The 18,950-nt window shown below is 70.2% G+C and carries 14 protein-coding genes and 1 pseudogene; 7 read left to right on the top strand and 8 right to left on the bottom strand.

What is annotated here, in order from left to right; translation table 11 throughout:
• Positions 1-50 precede the first annotated feature (50 nt).
• Both epsC and NGJ44_RS13165 read left to right on the top strand, forming a co-directional pair.
• Positions 51-998: a serine O-acetyltransferase EpsC gene (gene epsC, locus NGJ44_RS13170; protein WP_053245060.1), complete on the top strand. Its 948-nt coding sequence runs from the start codon at positions 51-53 to the stop codon at positions 996-998.
• A 7-nt stretch (positions 999-1,005) separates the two neighbouring features.
• Positions 1,006-1,851 carry an NAD-dependent protein deacetylase gene (locus NGJ44_RS13165; RefSeq protein WP_053245059.1) on the top strand — a complete coding sequence of 282 codons (846 nt, stop codon included), beginning with the start codon at positions 1,006-1,008 and terminating at the stop codon, positions 1,849-1,851.
• Positions 1,852-1,981: 130 nt separating this feature from the next.
• Here NGJ44_RS13165 and NGJ44_RS13160 read toward each other — a convergent pair whose 3' ends face one another.
• The 4 genes and pseudogenes from NGJ44_RS13160 to NGJ44_RS13145 all read right to left on the bottom strand — a co-directional run.
• Positions 1,982-3,295 (bottom strand): NAD(P)/FAD-dependent oxidoreductase, encoded by a 1,314-nt coding sequence (locus NGJ44_RS13160; RefSeq protein WP_053245058.1) that lies wholly within the window; start codon positions 3,293-3,295, stop codon positions 1,982-1,984.
• Positions 3,296-3,324: 29 nt separating this feature from the next.
• Entirely contained in the window at positions 3,325-4,272 is a 948-nt protein-coding gene (locus tag NGJ44_RS13155; RefSeq protein ID WP_053245057.1) for a dihydrodipicolinate synthase family protein, read from the bottom strand.
• 64 nt (positions 4,273-4,336) lie between these two features.
• Positions 4,337-5,263, bottom strand: coding sequence for a 4-hydroxyproline epimerase (locus NGJ44_RS13150; protein ID WP_053245066.1), 927 nt, complete (start codon positions 5,261-5,263; stop codon positions 4,337-4,339).
• A 126-nt stretch (positions 5,264-5,389) separates the two neighbouring features.
• Positions 5,390-6,946, bottom strand: a pseudogene (locus NGJ44_RS13145) (APC family permease); the annotation flags it as partial.
• A gap of 382 nt (positions 6,947-7,328) precedes the next feature.
• Between NGJ44_RS13145 and NGJ44_RS13140 the strand changes: the two are divergent.
• Positions 7,329-8,132, top strand: coding sequence for an AraC family transcriptional regulator (locus NGJ44_RS13140; RefSeq protein WP_251864199.1), 804 nt, complete (start codon positions 7,329-7,331; stop codon positions 8,130-8,132).
• A 36-nt stretch (positions 8,133-8,168) separates the two neighbouring features.
• Here NGJ44_RS13140 and NGJ44_RS13135 read toward each other — a convergent pair whose 3' ends face one another.
• The 3 genes from NGJ44_RS13135 to NGJ44_RS13125 all read right to left on the bottom strand — a co-directional run bounded on the left by NGJ44_RS13135 (position 8,169) and on the right by NGJ44_RS13125 (position 12,200).
• Positions 8,169-9,005, bottom strand: coding sequence for an inositol monophosphatase family protein (locus NGJ44_RS13135; RefSeq protein ID WP_053245054.1), 837 nt, complete (start codon positions 9,003-9,005; stop codon positions 8,169-8,171).
• Between the two features lie 332 nt (positions 9,006-9,337).
• Positions 9,338-10,807, bottom strand: a complete 1,470-nt coding sequence (locus tag NGJ44_RS13130; RefSeq protein WP_053245053.1) for an NAD-dependent succinate-semialdehyde dehydrogenase — start codon at positions 10,805-10,807, stop codon at positions 9,338-9,340.
• 127 nt (positions 10,808-10,934) lie between these two features.
• Positions 10,935-12,200, bottom strand: coding sequence for a 4-aminobutyrate--2-oxoglutarate transaminase (locus NGJ44_RS13125; protein WP_053245052.1), 1,266 nt, complete (start codon positions 12,198-12,200; stop codon positions 10,935-10,937).
• Between the two features lie 95 nt (positions 12,201-12,295).
• Here NGJ44_RS13125 and pdxR point away from each other — a divergent pair, with 95 nt between their 5' ends.
• On the top strand, positions 12,296-13,801 hold the full coding sequence (pdxR, locus tag NGJ44_RS13120) for a MocR-like pyridoxine biosynthesis transcription factor PdxR (RefSeq protein WP_353506958.1): 1,506 nt from the start codon (positions 12,296-12,298) through the stop codon (positions 13,799-13,801).
• Here pdxR and NGJ44_RS13115 read toward each other — a convergent pair.
• Positions 13,787-14,683: a DUF72 domain-containing protein gene (locus NGJ44_RS13115; protein ID WP_251864198.1), complete on the bottom strand. Its 897-nt coding sequence runs from the start codon at positions 14,681-14,683 to the stop codon at positions 13,787-13,789. The two genes, pdxR and NGJ44_RS13115, sit on opposite strands and share 15 nt — an antisense overlap.
• Positions 14,684-14,829: 146 nt before the next feature.
• Between NGJ44_RS13115 and NGJ44_RS13110 the strand changes: the two genes are divergently transcribed.
• The 3 genes from NGJ44_RS13110 (at position 14,830) to NGJ44_RS13100 (ending at position 18,857) form a co-directional block, all read left to right on the top strand.
• On the top strand, positions 14,830-17,013 hold the full coding sequence (locus NGJ44_RS13110) for an ATP-dependent helicase (RefSeq protein WP_251864197.1): 2,184 nt from the start codon (positions 14,830-14,832) through the stop codon (positions 17,011-17,013).
• A 75-nt stretch (positions 17,014-17,088) separates the two neighbouring features.
• A complete protein-coding gene (locus NGJ44_RS13105) occupies positions 17,089-18,102 on the top strand; it encodes a magnesium and cobalt transport protein CorA (protein WP_053245947.1) in 1,014 nt (337 codons plus the stop codon).
• 116 nt (positions 18,103-18,218) lie between these two features.
• Positions 18,219-18,857, top strand: coding sequence for a thermonuclease family protein (locus tag NGJ44_RS13100; RefSeq protein ID WP_251864196.1), 639 nt, complete (start codon positions 18,219-18,221; stop codon positions 18,855-18,857).
• Positions 18,858-18,950: the final 93 nt, after the last annotated feature.

Below are 18,950 nucleotides of genomic sequence, written 5' to 3'. Positions count from 1 at the left end.
GAACCGCAATTCCACTCCGGCCCGGCCGGCGCACGCCAGGAGCGGGCGCGATGAACGGGCCGTCCAAGCTCCCGGCCGCCCACTGGAACCTGGACAGCATCGTTTCCCGGCTGCACAGCGCGCGCATCGCGTGGCGGGGCGCCCGCGGCCGCCTGCGAGAGCATGCCGGCGTGCGCGAGTTCCCGTCCCGCGAAAGCCTGCGCCAGATCGTCAACGACCTGCGCGGGGCGCTGTTTCCCATGCGGCTGGGCCCCATCGACCTGCGCGAAGAGGTCGAGGACTTCTACGTGGGCCACACCATCGGCGCGGCGCTGGACGCGCTGTTGCAGCAGGTCTGTCTGGAGCTGCAGTACGTGGCGCGCGACAATCCCGAGCCCGAGGCCGCCACGCGCGAGCGCGCCATCGAGCTGGTGCGCCGCTTTGGCGCCGAGCTGCCGCGCGTGCGCGAGGCCCTGGACCTGGATGTGCTGGCCGCCTACCAGGGCGACCCGGCGGCGCAGAGCGTGGACGAGGTGCTGCTCTGCTACCCCGGCGTGCATGCCATGATCCACCACCGCCTGGCCAACGTGCTGTACCGCCTGGGCGTGCCCATGCTGGCGCGCATCGTGGCCGAAATCGCGCACGCCGACACCGGCATCGACATCCATCCCGGCGCCACCATCGGCCGCAGCTTCTTCATCGACCACGGCACCGGCGTGGTCATCGGGGAAACGGCCATCATCGGCGACCGCGTGCGGCTCTACCAGATGGTCACGCTGGGGGCCAAGCGCTTCCCGCCGGGCGAGAACGGCGAGCTCAAGAAGGGCCTGCCGCGCCACCCGCTCATCGAGGACGACGTGGTGATCTACGCGGGCGCCACCATCCTGGGACGCATCACCATCGGCAAGGGGTCCACCATTGGCGGCAACGTGTGGCTGACGCGCAGCGTGCCGCCCGGCAGCAACGTCACTCAGGCCAGCCTGGTGAGCGACATGCCCGATTGCGGGCTGGGCGGCTGACCGGCGCATGGACACGCGGGTTTCCGACCTGGCCGCGCTGCGCGGCTTCGTGGACCGCCATCCGCGCCTCTTCGTGCTGACGGGCGCGGGCGTCAGCACCGACTCGGGCATCCCCGATTACCGCGACGCCCAGGGCGAATGGAAGCGCAAGCCGCCCATCACGCTGCAGACCTTCATGGGCGACGACCTGGCCCGCGCGCGCTACTGGGCCCGCAGCATGGTGGGCTGGCGGCGCTTCGGCCACGCCCGTCCCAATGCCGCCCACCGCGCGCTGGCGCAACTGGAGCGCCACGGGCGGGTGCAGTTGCTCGTGACGCAGAACGTGGACGGCCTGCATGAAGCCGCCGGCAGCCGCGCCGTGGTCGACCTGCACGGCAGGCTGGACGAGGTGCGCTGCATGCGCTGCGACTGGCGCGGCGGCCGGAAGGACTGGCAGTGCGCGCTGGACGCGCTCAATCCCGGCTGGTCGGCGCTGGAGGCCGCCGACGCGCCCGACGGCGACGCCGACCTCGAAGGCATGGACTTTTCCGCTTTCGGCATTCCGCCCTGTCCGCGCTGTGGCGGCGTGGTCAAGCCCGACGTGGTGTTTTTCGGCGAAACCGTGCCGCGCGAGCGGGTGGCGCGCGCCAACGCCGCGCTGGAGGCCGCGGACGCGGTGCTGGTGGCGGGCTCGTCGCTCATGGTGTATTCGGGCTATCGCTTCGTGGCCGCGGCCGCGCGCGCCGGCCTGCCCATCGCAGCCATCAACCTGGGCCATACCCGCGCCGACGCGCTCCTCACGCTGAAGGTGGAACAGCCCTGCGCCCCGGCGCTGGCCGCGCTGCTCGGCGACGAAGACGCGGCCGGTTTTTGAGCGGTTTGTTCAAGTGCTTGGCCGGCAAGGCTTTTTCCGGCCTGTTACAGACCTTTCCATAGGGTTGTCCACAGATAGTGGGGATAACTCTCCGGGATAACCCTTGTTCCGGGGCGCTCGAAAACCGGGGTCAGAAGCGATCCAGGCGGTAGGCGGCCAGGTCGGGCAGGGCGCGCGGCGCGCCGGCGGCGGGCGGCGCGGCCAGTTGCCCGATCCATTCGGCCGTGACCGCGGCGTGGGTGAGGCCCAGGTGCTGGTGGCCGAAGGCAAGCAGCACCCGGCCGCCGCAGACCCGGTCGATGACGGGCAGCGAGTCCGGCAGGGAGGGACGAAAACCCATCCAGGCCGTGGCGTCGCCGGCATCGAGGTCCGCGCCGAACAGGCCCTGGCTCAGCCGGTGCAGTTGCCAGGCGCGCTTCAGGTCGGCAGGCCGCTTGAGGCCGGCGAATTCGACGGTGCCCGCCAGCCTCAGCCCGCCGGCCATGGGCGTCATGATGAACTTGCGCTCCAGCGACGTGACCGGAAAGGGCAGCCGCCCGTGTTCGCGGGGCAGGCTCAGGTGATAGCCGCGCTCGGTGTCCAGCGGCACCCGGATGCCGGTCAGTTGCGCTGTGAGTCCCGCCGAATGGGCGCCGCAGGCGATCAGCACGCGGCGGGCGCGCAGCTCTCCCTGGCTGGTCGCCAGCGCAACCCCGCCGGCGCAAGCGCCGCCGTCGCGCAGGCGGCCGCCCCGCACCTGCCGCCTGAGAAAGCGCACGCCGCAGGCTTGCGCCGCTTCCGCCAGGCGCAGCACGACGCGGTAGGGGTCGACGAAATGCCCGGTCCGGGGAAAGAACAGCCCGCCCTGCAGGTGCGCGCTCAATTGCGGCGCCGCATCGCGCACCGCCCCGGCGCGCCAGGTGTCGACCGGAACCTCCTCCTGCTCCAGGCGCGCCCGCAGGGCGTCGATCGCGTGGCGCGATTCGGGCCGCTCGAAGACCAGCAGAGAGCCTTCCTGTACGAGCAGGTCCTCGCCTCCGATGGACCGCAACAGGCGTCGCCAGGCATCCAGGCTGTTTTCGTTGAGCGCGCGGATGCCCGCCACGGTGCGCCGGAAAGGCGCGGGCCGCAGGTTCAGCAGCAGGCGGGCGAACCAGGGCAGCGCGCGCGGCAGGTGTTTCCAGTCCAGGCGCAGCGGCCCCAGCGGGTCCATGAGCATGGCCGGCAGGCGCTTGAGGATGGATGCGTCGGCGATGGGGAACACCTGCTCGGTCGCCAGGTGCCCGGCATTGCCGTACGATGCGCCCCGGCCCGGCTCCTGGCCGTCGATGACCGTGACGCGCAGGCCCTGCCGGGCCAGCGCCAGGGCGCAGGCGACGCCGATGATGCCGGCGCCCACCACGGCCACGTCCGTGTCCACATCCGCGCCGTCAGGCGCGCCGTCGCTGCGGGAATCGTTCGGCATAGGGATCCTTGTCGGGCGGGGCGGGAGGCTCAGGCAAGGCCCTGCTCGGCCGACCATCCGGCGTGCCACTGGCGGAACAGCGCGTACTGCTTCTCGGCGTAGCGGCGCTGCGCGTCGCTGAGCGCGTCGGTTTCGTTGAAGTGCAGGGTGTATTCGGTGTCGCCGTTGAGCACCATCAGGTGCTTGTAGTAGAGCACCAGGTCGCAGCCTTCATCGAAGGACGAGAGCACGGACAGCGCCGCCTCGAGTTCGCGGGCCAGGCGGCGCGCCCTGGCGTCGCCCCGGGCCGCCTGCTTGCTCAGCGCCACCAGCTGCAGCACCTCGCGCGGCAGGGCGTTGCCGATGCCGGTGATGGCGCCGGTGGCGTTGCAGTTGACGAAACCATGGACGACCTGGGTGTCCACGCCCACCATGAGCGTGATCCCTTCGTCCTGGGACGCGATGTGCTCGGCCGCGTAGCGCAGGTCGGCCGCGCCGCCGAACTCCTTGAAACCGATCAGGTTGGGGAACGCGCGGCGCAGCTCGAAGAACAGGTCGGCGCGGGTGGGGAAGCCGTAGTAGGGGCTGTTGTAGATCACCGCCGGCAGCCCGGGCGCGGCCGCGAGAATGGCGGAGAAGTGCGCCTTCTGCGCGACGGGCGAGGCGCCGCGGGAGAGCACGCGGGGAATGACCATCAGGCCCTGGGCGCCGACCCTGGCGGCGTGCGCCGCGTGGGAGACGGCCTCGCGCGTATTGACCGCGCCGGTGCCGACGATGGTCGGAACGCCCGCGGCCACCAGGCGGGCCACGCCTTCCTGGCGTTCGGCCTCGGTGAGCAGCGGCCAGTCGCCCATGGAGCCGCAGTACACCACTGCGCTCATGCCGAGGCCGACCAGTTCGCGGCCCTTGGCCACCAGGGCGTCGAAGTCCGGCTTGCGCGCGGCGGTGCAGGGGGTCATGAGGGCGGGAATGCAGCCGGTGAAGATGTTGTCGGTCATGGTCGTGGCTCCTTGAAGCGTTCGGTTCGGGATAGGGAAGGCGGAGAGGCGGGCGCCGGGAGGCTCAGATGCCCCACGCGAACGGATCCTGTTCGTCGATCAGCAGCGTGCTGTCGGCGGTGATGTAGGCACGGCCCGTGATGAAAGGGCGGATGCGGCCGTCCTCCCATTCGTAGCGGCCCTCGAAGCGGCTGCCGGTGATGCCGGCCTGCACCCAGGTCTGGCCGGGCGCCAGCTTGCCGTCGGCGGCCAGGCACGCCAGCTTGGCGCTGGTGCCGGTGCCGCAGGGGGAGCGGTCGTAGGACTTGCCCGGGCACATGACGAAATTGCGGCTGTCGGCCTCGGCGTCGTCGGCGAACAGCTCGACGTGGTCGATCGGGGCGCCGCCTTCGCCGTGGATGCCCTGGGCGTGCAGCGCCTGGAGCAGCGACCAGGTGAATGCCGTCAGCGCCTCGACGTTGTCCAGCCGCAGCGACTGGCCGTGTTCGGAAACCAGGAAGAACCAGTTGCCGCCCCAGGCGACGTCGCCGTGCACGCGGCCGTGGCCGGGGACGTCCACCGGCACCTGCCGGCGGTAGCGGTAGGCCGGCACGTTGCCGATGGTCACCGCGCCGTCTTCGTGCAGGGTGGCGCTCACCGGGCCGACCGGGGTGTCGAACCTGTGCACGCCCGGGCCGATCATTCCGAGGTGGCGCAGGGACGCGGCCAGACCGATGGTGCCGTGGCCGCACATGTTGAGGTAGCCGGCGTTGTTGAAGAAGATCACGCCGCAAACGGCGCCGGGCGACTCGGGGGCGCAGTACAGGGCGCCCACCAGCACGTCGTTGCCGCGCGGCTCGAGCAGGCAGGCGCGGCGCCATTGGTCATGATGCTCGCGCAGGGCATGGCGCTTTTCGGCCAGCGTGGCGCCGGCCAGTTCGGGAAAGCCCTGCATCACCAGGCGCGTGGGCTCGCCGCCGGTGTGGGAGTCGATGACATGTATGCGTTTCATGAACCTGTCCATTGGAAGCGTGCAAGAGCGGAGGGGGAGACGGCCGGACCGTCAGGACGAAGCGCGGGCATAGGCGCTCCCGGGGTCCCGGTCCTGGCTCTCGGCGCCGGCGCCCGTCTCGCTTTCATCGTCTCCGGCCAGGCGCACCAGGTGGGCGGGCACGCCCGTCGCAGCGCCCCAGTAATAGATGCCCAGCGCGCACGCCGCCACCGCGATGGTGTCCAGCGGATGGCCGAGCACGCCCAGGCCGCCGAAACTGCCCAGCCAGGACAGCGCAATGGTGGCGGCATAGAAGCCGATGAGCCAGGCCGAGGAGCGCACCTGCTGGCGCAGGTCGAGGTGCCGGGTGGGCACCAGGCGGCCGCACAGCAGGTACACCGCGAACATCAGGATCTGCAGGCCCAGCAGCCAGGACACGGTGCCCCAGCCCGACCAGTAGACGATCAGCGCGGCGATGATGAAGGACAGCGGACCGATCACGCTCATGCAGCGGACGCGGAACGGGCGCGGCATGGCGGGCGCGTTGCGGCGCAGCGCGGCCACGGACACCGGCGCCACGGCGTAGCTCAGCACCAGCGCGGCCGACACCACGTTGATCAGGGCTTCCCAGGACGGAAACGGCAGGGTCCAGAACACCGACAGGCCGAAGGTCAGCCACAGCGCGGGACGCGGGATGCCCGACGGCTCGTCGATGCGGGTGAACACCTTGAAGAAGGTGCCGGTCCGCGCCCAGCCGTAGACCACGCGCGGCGTGGCGTTCATGTAGATGTTGCCGCAGCCGCTGGGCGAGATCACCGCGTCGGCGACCACCAGGTAGGCCAGCCAGCCCACGCCCAGGGCCATGGCGATGTCGCGGTAGGGCAGCGCGAGCTCGCTGGAGACGCCGGCCCAGCCGTCGGCCAGCATGGCGGTGGGCACGCTGCCGAGAAAGGCCAGTTGCAGCAGCACGTAGATGGCCGTCGAGAGCAGCACGGAAAGAATCAGCGCGATCGGAATGGTGCGCTGCGGGTTCTTCACTTCGCTGGCTACCGAGATGATGGGCGTGAGCCCCAGGTAGGCGAAGATGATGCCGCCGGCGGAAACCGCCATTTCTATGCCGGACAGGCCGAAGGGGGCGAAGCCCTGGACCTGGAAGTTCTCCGGCTTGAAGAAGGTGAACAGCACGCCGATGACCAGCAGCGGCACGATGAACTTGAACACGCTGACCAGGTTGTTGGCCTTGGCGAAGGTCTTGACGCTGCGGTAGTTGAGCTGGAAGAAGAGGCAGAGCAGGCCGAACTGGACCAGCCAGCCCGCGAGCGTGGGTTCGCTGGAGCCGGCCTTGGTCAGGCCCGGGAACCATGCGGCCGCATACTGCCGCGACGCGACCACCTCGATCGCCACCAGGCTGGAGAAGGCGATCAGGGTGATGAAACCCATCAGGTAGCCGAGCAGCGGACCGTGGGAGTACACCGGGTAGCGCACCACGCCGCCGGCGCGCGGCAGGGCCGCGCCCAGCTCGCAATAGACGATGCCCAGCAGCAGCACGGCGAAGCCGCCCAGCAGCCAGGAAAAAATTCCCGCGGGTCCGGCGATCGCGGCAACGTGGCTGGCCGCGAACAGCCAGCCCGAGCCGAATATGGCGCCCAGCCCGATGAACGTGAGGTCGGTCAGCGAGAGCTGTTTCTTGAACTTTCCTGGCATGGTGTCTCCTTATGGGTTGTCGTAGGTCCGCGGACGATCTCCCATCGATCATCCCGGCCGGCGTCCGATAAATGCACGGTCGGGGAAACTCCCGGTGCCATGGGATCCGATGAATGAAACCGCGCATTTCCATGCCGGCTCCGGACGGGCGCGCGCCGCGCCCGGGCCTGTCGGCTGCGTCAGGGTCGTTGAATTATTGGGCCCGGGGGCGGGCGGGCGCTTGATGGTTTTTGCCGCCGGGAACGATGAAATCGGCACAGTCGCGATGCCGGCTCCGATTTCGCCGGCGCGGCGCCCCGCGGGAGCGGAGCCGCGCGTTGACGCGCCTTGTTCGGCATGTCCATAATTTCGGCCTGCCAAACGCGCCGGAGACTGGATGCCCATGATGCAGACCCTGCTGGAGCTCGTGGATGGCGCAAGCGCTCCGCATCGCCCCGAGAGTATCGAAGAGCTGGTATCGGGCCTGTCGCTGTTCTTGCCGATTCTGGACGCGGTGCCCACCGCCGCGATATTCGTCAAGGATCTGCAGGCGCGCTATCTGCTGGCTAACCGCACGCTGGTGCAGCGCTGCGGCCTGAAGCGGCTGGCGCCGCTGCTCGGCAAGACCAGCGCGGAGGTGTTTCCCACGCACCTGGGGCCGGGATACACCGAGCAGGACAGGCGCGTGCTGAAGCAGGGCGTGATCCTGCAGGACCAGCTGGAGCTGCACCTGTTCGGCAGCCGGGAGCCGGGCTGGTGCCTCACGCACAAGCGGCCGATCCGCGACCGCCGCGATGCGATCATCGGCCTGATGGGCATTTCGGTCGACCTGCCCTCGGCCAGCGGCGCGCATCCGGCCTACCGGCGGCTGGCGGCGGTGGAAGCGCACATACGCCGCCATTTCGGCGGCCCGGTGACCATGCAGGAGCTCACGCGCATCGCGGGCATGTCCGTCGCGCAGTTGGAGCGGTATTGCAAGCGCGTGTTCCACCTGACGCCGCGGCAGATGATCCACAAGGCCCGTCTGGAACACGCGCACCGCCTGCTGCTCACCGACATGCCCATCACGGAAATCGCCATGCGCTGCGGCTATACCGACCACAGCGCATTCACCCGCCAGTTCAAGATGCTGACCGGGCTCGCGCCCCGCCGTTACCGCGAGGCCGCCGGCCGCGCGGGGCCCCCGCCCGCGTACGCTCCGGCCTGAGCGAGGAGCGGGCGCCGCAGGCTTCGGGCCGCGCCGCTATTCCTCGCCCAGCAGCGCCTTGCGCGCGGCGTGCCAGCTTCCCGCGTCGGGCGCATAGAGCAGCCCGCCGCTGCGGTGCGTGGGCTTGTAGGGCGAGCCGTCGAAATGGGCGGCGTAGCCGCCCGCCTCGCGGTGCAGCAGCCAGCCGGCGGCGTGGTCCCAGGCCGTGAGCTGGTTGTAGAAGGCGATGTGGCAATGCCCGGCCGCCAGCATGCGGTATTCGTGCGCGGCGCAGCGCAGCGAGGCCGTGCTGCCCAGCCGCGACAGATGGCTGTTGACGGTGGTGCGCAGGGGCTCGGGCAGCGCGCCGGTGGCGATCATGCCGTCCATTTCCGAGGGCGGGGCCGGGCTGGCCACGGCCAGCGCCGCCTGGCGGCCGTGCTCGTATTCCACCCAGGCGCCTTCGCCGCGCACCGCCAGCGCGGCGTCGCGGTGGACGGGGTCGTAGATGACGCCCGCGATTACGTCGCCGCGGTGGCAGGCGGCGATCATCATGCCGAAGAGCGGCAGCCCCGCCACGTAATTGCGGGTGCCGTCGATGGGGTCGATCAGGAAGGCCAGGTCGGCATCGACCAGCATGTTCAGCAGGGCGGGATTGCGGGTGGACGCCTCTTCGCCGATCAGCACGGCGCCGGGGTACAGCTTGGCCAGGCGCGCGCTGATCATGCGCTCGGCGGCTTCGTCGGCGTCGGTGACCAGGTCGCGCGCCGAGCTCTTGCCGCGCACGGCCCCTTCGGGCAGGTTGCGGAAATGCGGCATGACTTCGGCCTGGGCCGTGTCGGCCAGGATGGCCGCCAGCCGGCGCGTCTCTTCGCGGGTGAATGTTCTGCTCATCGTGATTCGTCCAGGCAACGCGCAAATCTAGCATGCCTGGGCGGCATTTGATCGCATTCCGCAAGGGATTGAATCAAAAGGGCTTTTCAAGACTGTCCAGGACTTTTCGGCCGGGTTGTCCACAATTTGCGGGGATAAGCCGGGCGCGCAGGCGGCAAAAGGGGCGGGCCGAAGCCCGCCCCTTCACGCCCTGCCGGTCCTCATGTCTTCACAAGGAAGAAGCGCGGCGGCTTGGCGCGGCCCTCCCGGCCAGGGCCGCACGGATCCGGCTTTGCCGGTCCGTGGCGGCGCTCCCTGGAGGGGACGCGCCCGTGGCGCTCCGGGGGTGGACCTTACCCTCCCAGGTCCACGCAGAGGTACTTGATCTCGAGGTATTCCTCGATGCCGTACTTCGAGCCTTCGCGGCCCAGGCCCGACTGCTTCACGCCGCCGAAGGGGCCGACCTCGTTGGAGATGATGCCGGTGTTGATGCCGACGATGCCGTATTCCAGGCCTTCCGAGACGCGCCAGATGCGGGCGTAGTCGCGGGTGTAGAAGTAGGCGGCCAGGCCGAAGATGGTGTTGTTGGCCATGCGGATCACTTCTTCCTCGGTTTCGAAGCGGAAGAGCGGGGCCACGGGGCCGAAGGTTTCCTCGGTGGCGAAGCGCATGGATTGCGTCACGTCGCGCACCACGGTGGGCTCGAAGAACGTGCCGCCCAGCGCGTGCGGCTTGCCGCCCGCGATGACCTTGGCGCCGTGCGCCGTGGCGTCGGCGATGTGCTCCTGCACCTTTTCCACCGCGTTGGCGTCGATCAGCGGACCCTGGGTCACGCCGTCGGCGAAGCCGTCGCCCACCTTCATGGCCTGGACCTTCTCGACCAGGCGCCTGGCGATTTCCTCGTACACGCCCGCCTGCACGTAGATGCGGTTGGCGCACACGCAGGTCTGGCCGGCGTTGCGGTACTTGGAGGCGAGAATGCCGTCCACCGCGCGGTCCAGGTCGGCGTCGTCGAACACGATGAAGGGCGCGTTGCCGCCCAGTTCGAGCGAGAGCTTCTTGATGGTGGGCGCGCACTGTTCCATTAGCGTGCGGCCCACTTCGGTGGAGCCGGTGAAGCTCAGCTTGCGCACCACGTCGCTTTCGCACAGCGCCGCGCCGATCTCGCGCGAGCTGCCGGTGATGACGTGGAACACGCCGGGCGGCACGCCGGCTTCCTCGGCCAGCACGGCCAGGGCCAGGGCGCTCAGCGGCGTCTGCTGGGCGGGCTTGAGCACCATGGTGCAGCCGGCCGCCAGCGCGGGGCCGGCCTTGCGGGTAATCATGGCGGCCGGGAAGTTCCAGGGCGTGATGGCGGCGGTGACGCCGATGGGCTGCTTGAGCGCCAGCAGGCGCTGCCCGGCCTTGGGGCTTTGCAGCACGTCGCCGTCGATGCGCTTGGCTTCTTCGCCGAACCATTCCAGGAACGAGGCCGCGTAGGCGATTTCGCCGGCCGCCTCGGTCACGGGCTTGCCCTGTTCGGCGGTCATGATGGTGGCCAGGTCCTGCTGGTGCTGCATCATGAGCTGGGCCCACTTCAGCAGGATGGCGGCGCGTTCCTTGCCGGTCTTGGCGCTCCAGGCGGGCAGCGCGGCGTTGGCGCTGGCGATGGCCTGCTCGGTTTCCTTGCGGCCCAGTTTGGGCACGGAGACGATGGTCTTGCCGGTGGAGGGGTTGTCCACCGCAATGGCGGGGCCGGAGCCGGCGCCCACCCACTTGCCGTCGATGTAGCAGGCATCGCGCAGCAGGTCGGGACGGCTCAGGGGGCGAGGCAGTTGGGTCATGCTGGAGTCTCCTTGATTGGATGGTCGGCCGGCAAAGGCCGCGGGCGCTGCCCGCGCCGCCGTACAGGGCGGCGCGGCGCAACGCCCGCGGCACGCGCCGGCCGTGAAGCCGGTGGGTTCGCCGGGGTCAGGCCGCGAGGGATTCGGACAGAATCTCCAGCGCGCGGTCGAACTGGGCGTCGGGGATGGTCAAGGGGTACAGGAAGCGCAGAACGTTGCCGTACACACCGCAGCTTAGCAAAATCAGGCCGCGCTCGATGGCGCGGGCCTGCACGCGCTTGACCGCCTCGGCGTCGGGCTTGCCCGTGGCCGGGTCGTTCAGCTCGAGCGCCACCATGGAGCCCAGGCCGCGCACGTCGGCGATCGCCGGCACCTTGGCGCGCAGGCCCTCGAGATGGGCGCGCAGCTTCTCGCCCAGCCGGGCGGCGCGTTCGCAGAGCTTTTCTTCCTCGATCACGTCCAGTACGGCATGCGCCGCGGCCACGGCCAGCGGGTTGCCGGCATAGGTGCCGCCCAGGCCGCCGGCGGCCGGCGCGTCCATGACTTCGGCGCGGCCCACCACGCCGGAGATCGGGAAGCCGCCGCCCAGGCTCTTGGCCATGGTGATCAGGTCGGCCTGCACCGAGTGGTGCTGCATGGCGAACAGCTTGCCGGTGCGGGCAAAGCCGGTCTGCACTTCGTCGGCGATCAGCAGGATGCCGTGCTCGTCGCAGATCTTGCGCAGCGCGGTCATCAGCTCGGGCGGGGTGATGTTGAAGCCGCCTTCGCCCTGCACGGGTTCGACGATGATGGCCGCCACGCGCTTGGGATCGATGTCGGCCTTGAACAGCAGGTCCAGGCCCTTGAGCGAGTCGGCAACGGTGATGGACTGCGTGGCGTTGGGGAACGGCACGTGATAGATGTCGCCCGGCATGGGGCCGAACGACAGCTTGTAGGGGGCGACCTTGCCGGTCAGCGCCATGCCCAGCATGGTGCGGCCATGGAACGAGCCCGTGAAGGCGATGACGCCGGAGCGGCCGGTGGCCGAGCGGGCGATCTTGACGGCGTTTTCCACCGCTTCGACGCCGGTGGTGAAGAAGGCGGTTTTCTTCAGGCCGTCGATGGGGGCGAGGCGGTTGATGCGCTCGGCCAGCGAGATGTAGCCCTCGTAGGGCACGATCTGGTAGGCCGTGTGCGTGAAGTTGTCGAGCTGGGCGGCGGCGGCGGCCTTCACCTTGGGGTGCAGGTGGCCGGTGTTCAGCACGGCGATGCCGCCGGCGAAATCGATGTATTCCTTGCCTTCGGCATCCCACAGCGTGGCGTTCTCGGCGCGCACCGCATAGAAATCGCACATGACGCCGACGCCGCGCGGCGTGGCCAGGGAACGGCGGGTGTTCAGATCCTGATTCTTCATCTCAACCTCGGAGACAGGGGGGGCGGTAAAACACCTATTTAATGCTACTATGGCTCCATTTGTAAGAACCACTTTAGTAAAACTGGTAGAACCAATTGCGCTCCATCGTTGGCGACCTGCTGCAGCTGCGCCTGGCCGACGCCAGCGGCCCCATGAACCGCCGGCTGTACCAGGGCATCCGCGAGGCCATCCTGGAGGGCGCCATCGCCGCCGACACCCGCCTGCCCGCCACGCGCGACCTGGCGGCCGAGCTGGGCATCGCGCGCAATACCGTGGTCCACGTATACAGCCAGCTCCAGGCCGAAGGCTACACCCGCAGCCGCCAGGGCAACGGCACCTTCGTCAACGCCTCGCTGCCCGATTCCTATCTCGCCAGCGGCCGACGCTCGCGCCAGGCCAGCGCCGCCGCCCCGCGGCCCGCGCTCTCGCCGCGCGGCGCGGCCATCGTCGAAGGCGTCTCGGCCTCGCCGTACCAATGGGGCGCCTTCATGCCCGGCGTGCCCGACCTCACCGAGTTCCCGCACAAGAAGTTCGCCCGCATCCACAGCGCGCTGTGGCGCAATCCCGCGCCCGACCTGCTCACCTACGCCTACGGCGGCGGCCTGCCGGCGCTGCGCGAGGCGCTGGCCCAGCACCTGGCCATCACGCGGTCCATCGATTGCGATCCCGAGCAGATCCTCATCACCGAGGGCTCGCACCAGGCCATCGACCTCGTCACCCGCATCCTGGGCGACGCGGGCGACACGGCCTGGACGGAAGACCCGGGCTACTGGGGAGCGCGCAGCGTGTTCCACGCCAACGGCGTGCGCACCGTGCGCCTGCCCGTCGACGAAGAGGGCATGCGCGTGCCGGCCGACGCGGGCAGCGCGCCGCCGCGCTTCATTTTCGTGACGCCCTCGCACCAGTACCCCCTGGGGCCGGTGATGTCGCTGGCGCGCCGCCGCCAGCTGCTGGCCCTGGCGCGCCAGGCCGGAAGCTGGATCATCGAGGACGACTACGACAGCGAATTCCGCTTCTCCGGGCGTCCCATCGCCTCGCTGCTCGGGCTGGAGCCCGACGCGCCCGTCATCTACCTGAGCACGTTCAGCAAGACGCTCTACCCCGGCCTGCGGGTGGCGTACCTGGTGCTGCCCAAGAGCCTGACGGCCGCGTTCCAGGCGGCGCACGCCGAGCTGTACCGCGAAGGGCACCTCATGACGCACGCGGCGCTGGCGGCTTTCATTTCCGAGGGACACTACGCCGCCCACATCCGGCGCATGCGCATGCTGTACGGCAGGCGGCGCGCCATGCTGGTCAATCTCATCGAGCGGCGTCTGGGCGCCGACTGGCTCTACCGCGACGCCAGCCAGGCGGGGCTGCATCTGGTGCTGAACCTGCCGGACGGCATGGACGACCTGCGGGTGGTGGAAGAGGCGCGGGCGCGCGGCGTGCTGACGCGTCCGCTGTCGCGCTACTACGCGGGCGAGGAGGGACGCCGCTCGGGCCTGCTGCTGGGCTATGCCTGCGTGCCCGAGCACGACATCGCGCGCAAGTTCGAGGTGCTGCTCGACGCCCTGGCCGAAGTGGCGCGCCCCGCGGACCGCGTCTCAATACGCCCGTAGCGCCGACTGGAACGCCGCGGCGTTGCGCATGCCCTGGTCTTCGAAGTTGGTGTTGAACACGGCGTGCGCCTGCGCGCTTTCCCGCGCCAGCCGGACGAAGCGTTGCGCCAGCTCGGCCAGCTCCTCCTGCGAGTATTCGTACTGGAAACGGCCCGACGACGCCGCGCCCCGGGCGCCCCAGCGGCCGGCATTGCGCCCGTGCAGCCGCAGCAGCGTGAGATCGGGGTGCGTGCAGGCCCACACCGCGGGCACCGTGTTGTCCACTCCTTGCGGCGCGTCCACCACGGTATGGGCCAGGCCCAGCTCGCGTTCCATGGCCAGCGTGTCCCGCGTGGCGCGCGGGCCGTCGAACCAGCTCGCGTGCCGGAACTCCACCGACACCAGGAAATCCTCCATGCGCCGCGCGCATTCGGCCACGCGCGCCAGGCCGCGCGCGTCGCGCCGCACCCAGGGCGGAAACTGGAAATGCACCGCGCCCAGCTTGCCGGGCAGGCGCAGCGGCTCCAGGGCCAGCAGGAAGCGCCGCCACAGCTCGTCGCCAAGGTCGCCGGGCATGCCGTCGGCGTAGATGACCGGCGCCTGCCAGCCGGCGAGTTCGCGCCGCACGTCCGCGGGCAGAGCCGAGAGCGGGGTCTGGTGGCCGGTGAAGAGCCGGTAGGCTTTCACGTTGAAGACGAAGCCGTCCGGCGTGCGCTGCGCCCAAAGGTGCGTGGTCTGCGCGGTGGGCAGGGCGTAGAAGCCGGCGTCGGCCTCGGCCAGGCCGAATCGCGAGGCGTAGTGGCGCAGCCGGGCTTCGGGGGTGTGGGCGTGCGCGGGGTAGAAGCGCCCGCAGGCCAGTAGCGTGGGGTCGGTCCAGGAGGCGGTGCCCGTGAGCAGGCGCATGAGGGAGGTCGGACGAAATTCGGAAAATTCTGTATAAATATACAGTTCCCGGCTGGCGCGGAGCAATCCGCGGCCGGCCTTCCGGTTTCCGTTCCCCGGTTCCCGATTTCCTGTTTTCCGATCGACGGCCGCCCGCGGCCCGCCCCATGTCCGCTACCGATTTTCCGCCTTCCGATGCCGCGCTGGTCCGGCAGGAGCGCCCCGCAGCCGGGCGCCCCGCAGCCGGGCGCCCCGCAGCCGGGCGCCCCGATTCCCGGCCCGGGTCGGCTGACCCTCTTGCCGAACTCAATCCGTCCCAGCGCGAGGCCGTCGAGCATGGCGCGGACGGCGGCATCGGGGAGAGCGGGCCGCTGCTGGTCATCGCGGGAGCCGGTTCCGGCAAGACCAATACGCTGGCGCACCGGGTGGCGCATCTCATCCTCAACGGCGCCGACCCGCAGCGCATGCTGCTGCTGACCTTCTCGCGCCGCGCCGCGCAGGAGATGGAGCGCCGGGTGGGCGGGGTGCTGGCGCGCGTCATGCGGCTGCGCCCGGGCGCGCAGCCGCCCTCGCTGCCCTGGTCGGGCACGTTCCACAGCATCGGGGCGCGTCTGCTGCGCGATTGCGCCGGCCGCATCGGCCTGTCGGCGTCTTTCACCATCCACGACCGCGGCGACGCCGAAGACCTGATGGGCATGGTGCGCCACGAGTTGGGCCTGTCGGCCGCCAAGTCGCGTTTTCCGCTCAAGGGCACCTGCCTGGCGATCTATTCGCGGGTGGTCAACAGCCAGGCGCCGGTGGCCGAGGCGCTGAACACGGCCTTTCCCTGGTGCGCGCAGTGGGAAGACGAGCTCAAGTCCCTGTTCCGCGCCTATGTGGCCGCCAAGCAGGACCAGCAGGCGCTCGACTACGACGACCTGCTGCTGTACTGGGCGGAAATGATGTCCGATCCGGAGATCGCGGCCGACGTGGGCGCGCGCTTCGACCACGTGCTGGTGGACGAATACCAGGACACGAACCGCCTGCAGGCCGCCATTCTGCTGGCCATGAAACCCGACGGGCGAGGCTTGACGGTGGTGGGCGACGACGCGCAGTCGATCTATTCCTTCCGCGCCGCCACGGTGCGCAACATCCTGGATTTTCCCTCCCGGTTCGCGCGGCCCGCCCGCGTGGTGACGCTGGAGCGCAACTACCGATCCACCCGGCCCATACTCGATGCCTCCAACGCGGTCATCGGCCAGGCCGCCGAGCGCTACGCCAAGAACCTCTGGACCGATCGGGCCTCCAGCCAGCGGCCGGAGCTGGTGACGGTGAGCGACGAGGCCGGCCAGGCGCGCTGGGTGGCCGACCAGGTGCTGGCGCAGCGCGAGGCGGGCATGGCGCTCAAGTCGCAGGCGGCGCTGTTCCGCTCGGCCAGCCATAGCGCCGCGCTGGAGCTGGAACTCACCCGGCGCGACATCCCGTTCGTGAAATTCGGCGGCCTGCGCTTTCTGGAGGCCGCGCACGTCAAGGATCTGCTGTCGGTGCTGCGCTGGGCCGAGAATCCGCGCGGCCGCATGGCGGGCTTCCGTGCGGCGCAGCTGCTGCCGGGCGTCGGACCGGCCACCGCCGGCAGGCTGATGGACGCCATGGCGGCCTCGGCCGAGCCCTTGCGCACCTTGCGCGAATTCAAGCCCGGCGCGGCCGCCCAGGAAGACTGGCGGGCCTTCGCCCGCACCTACGAAGCCCTGTGCGATCCGGCGCTGCGCTGGCCGGCCGATGTGGACCTGGCCCTGCGCTGGTATGCCACGCACATCGAGCGCCTGTACGAGGATGCCCGGGTGCGCAAGGCCGACCTGGACCAGCTCGTGCGCATCGCCGCCGGCTACCCTTCGCGCGAGCGCTTCCTGACCGAACTCACGCTGGACCCGCCCGACGCCACCAGCGACGAATCGGGCGCGCCGCTGCGCGACGAGGATTACCTGATCCTGTCCACCATCCACTCCGCCAAGGGCCAGGAGTGGAAGGCCGTCTACGTGCTCAACGTGGTCGACGGCTGCATCCCGTCCGACATGAGCACCGGCTCGGCCGAGGAGATCGAGGAAGAGCGCCGCCTGCTCTACGTGGCCATGACGCGCGCGCGCGAGCGGCTGCAGCTCATCGTGCCGCAGCGGTTCTACGTGCACCAGCAGACCGGCATGGGCGACCGCCACGTGTATGGTTCGCGCACCCGGTTCATCACGGACGCCATGCTGCCCCTCTTCGAGCACCTGCCCAAGCCGCCCGAGCTGCCGTTCGGCCGGGGCGGGCGCGTCGCGCCGCAGGCGCCGCGCATCGACGTCACGCGCCGCGTGCGCGACCTGTTTTCCTGATCCGGGCCGCGCCCTGGGCTATCATCGTCGGTATTCCACGCTGCGCAGGCGGGGGCCGAACGCCTGAGGTCGTCTATGCTCAAGGAAACCACCGAAGCACGCGAAGCCGCCGGGCAGGGCGGCGAAGTCGTCGCGTCCATCGCCTACGTCAATGGCCGCCGCGCCCGCGAAGTGCCGATCGACGAAGTGGGCGCCCATATCCGGCAGCCCGACGGCATGCTCTGGATCGGGCTGCGCAACCCGCGCCCCGAGCTGCTCGCCCAGGTGACGAGCCAGCTCGGCGCCTGCACCAAGAACCAGGAAGAAATGCTGGAGCCGCACAAGCGGCCCAAGATCATCGACTACGGCAATATGGTGCTCATCGTCGCCATCACGGTCGAGGTCGAGGGCGACCGCCCGGCTTTCGGCGAAACCCAGTTCCTCATCGGCGACGGCTTTCTCGTCACCGTGCGGCGCGGCGCCACGGCGGGCCACAGCCCGCTGCGCGAGCGCCTGGAGGCTTCGCCCGACCTGCTCAAGCGCGGCAGCGACTACGTGGCTTCCGAGCTGCTGGACTGGCTGGTCGACCGCTACGTGGCGGCGGCGGGCAAGTTCGAGGCGGTGGTCGAGGGCGCGGAGCAGAAGCTGCTGATCCGCGGCGCCAAGGACGCCGATATCCGCAGGCTCTACCGGCAGCGCCGCGACCTGCTGCGCGTGCACACCGTGGTCTCGCCGCTGGCCGAGATCTGCCGCCGCCTGGCGCGGGTGGAAATGTCTTCGGTGGACGAGCTCGCGCGCCCATACTTCGGCGAGGTGGCCGACCGCGTGCTGCGGGTGGACGAGCTGTTCAATTCGCTGCGCGAGGCGCTGGCCTTCGCCTTCGAGGCCAGCCTCATGATCGGCCAGTCGGCGCAGAACGACATCACCCGCAAGCTCGCGTCCTGGGCCGCCATCCTGGCCGTGCCCACCGCCATCGCGGGCATCTACGGCATGAACTTCGAGTTCATGCCCGAACTCAAGACGCACTGGGGCTATCCCGTCACGCTGGGCGTCATCGCGGCGGCCTGCTCCTTCCTGTACTGGCGCTTCCGCAAGTCGGGCTGGCTCTAGGGCCGCCGGCGGGCGGCGCGGCAAAAACGGCCGCTTCCGCGCCGCGCCGGACGCGGCTGTGGCACACTGCCAGCCGTTTTCCCCAGCCTGTCCACACGAGAAGGAGCCCGGCAATCTTGCGCGGCAAACCCCCATTCCGCAACGGCGGCAAGCTGACCGCCCTGGTCGTGGCGCTCATCCTGGCGGCGGCCGGCGCCCTGGTGAACCACCTGCAGCCGCGGGCGCCCGCTCCGCCGGCCGGCAGCCGGGACGCGGCGCCCGCCGACGGCGTGCCCGCCGGCAGCTATACCCTCACGGGGCCCATCGTCAACGTGGCCGACGGCGACACCGTCACGCTGCGCGCGCCCGGCGGCCAGCGCCGCATACGCATGGACAGTATCGACGCGCCCGAGGAAGGGCATGGCGCGGAGCAGCCCGGCCAGCCCTACGCCGAGGCCGCGCGCAAGCACCTGGCCGGCCTGGTGGCGGGCAAGACGCTCACCGCCCAGTGCTACGAGCAGGACCAGTACGGGCGCGACATCTGCGCCCTGATTCTCGAAGACGGGCGTTCCGCCAACCGGCTCCAGGTGGAGGCCGGCTACGCCTGGGCCTATACCGCCCGCCAGGGCGCCTACCTGCGCGATCCCGCCATGCCCGGACTGCAGAAGGCCGCGCAGAGGGAGGGCAGGGGGCTGTGGGCCCAGAAACGCGCGGTCCAGCCCTGGAAGTGGCGCTACGACTGCTGGCGGCAGCGGCAGTGCGACGCCGCGCAATAGGGCGGCGCGCCGGTGCCGCGCCGGCGTCGATTGCGATATGCTCTCACTCGGCGTCCGACACCGCGGAAGTCGGCGGGCTCTCAAACCGCTACC

It is taken from the genome of Achromobacter sp. Marseille-Q4962, from assembly GCF_943737005.1.
Classification (GTDB): Bacteria; Pseudomonadota; Gammaproteobacteria; order Burkholderiales; family Burkholderiaceae_B; genus Achromobacter.
The sequence above is the reverse complement of the archived record's forward strand: the minus strand, read 5'-3'. Positions and strand labels throughout refer to the sequence as shown.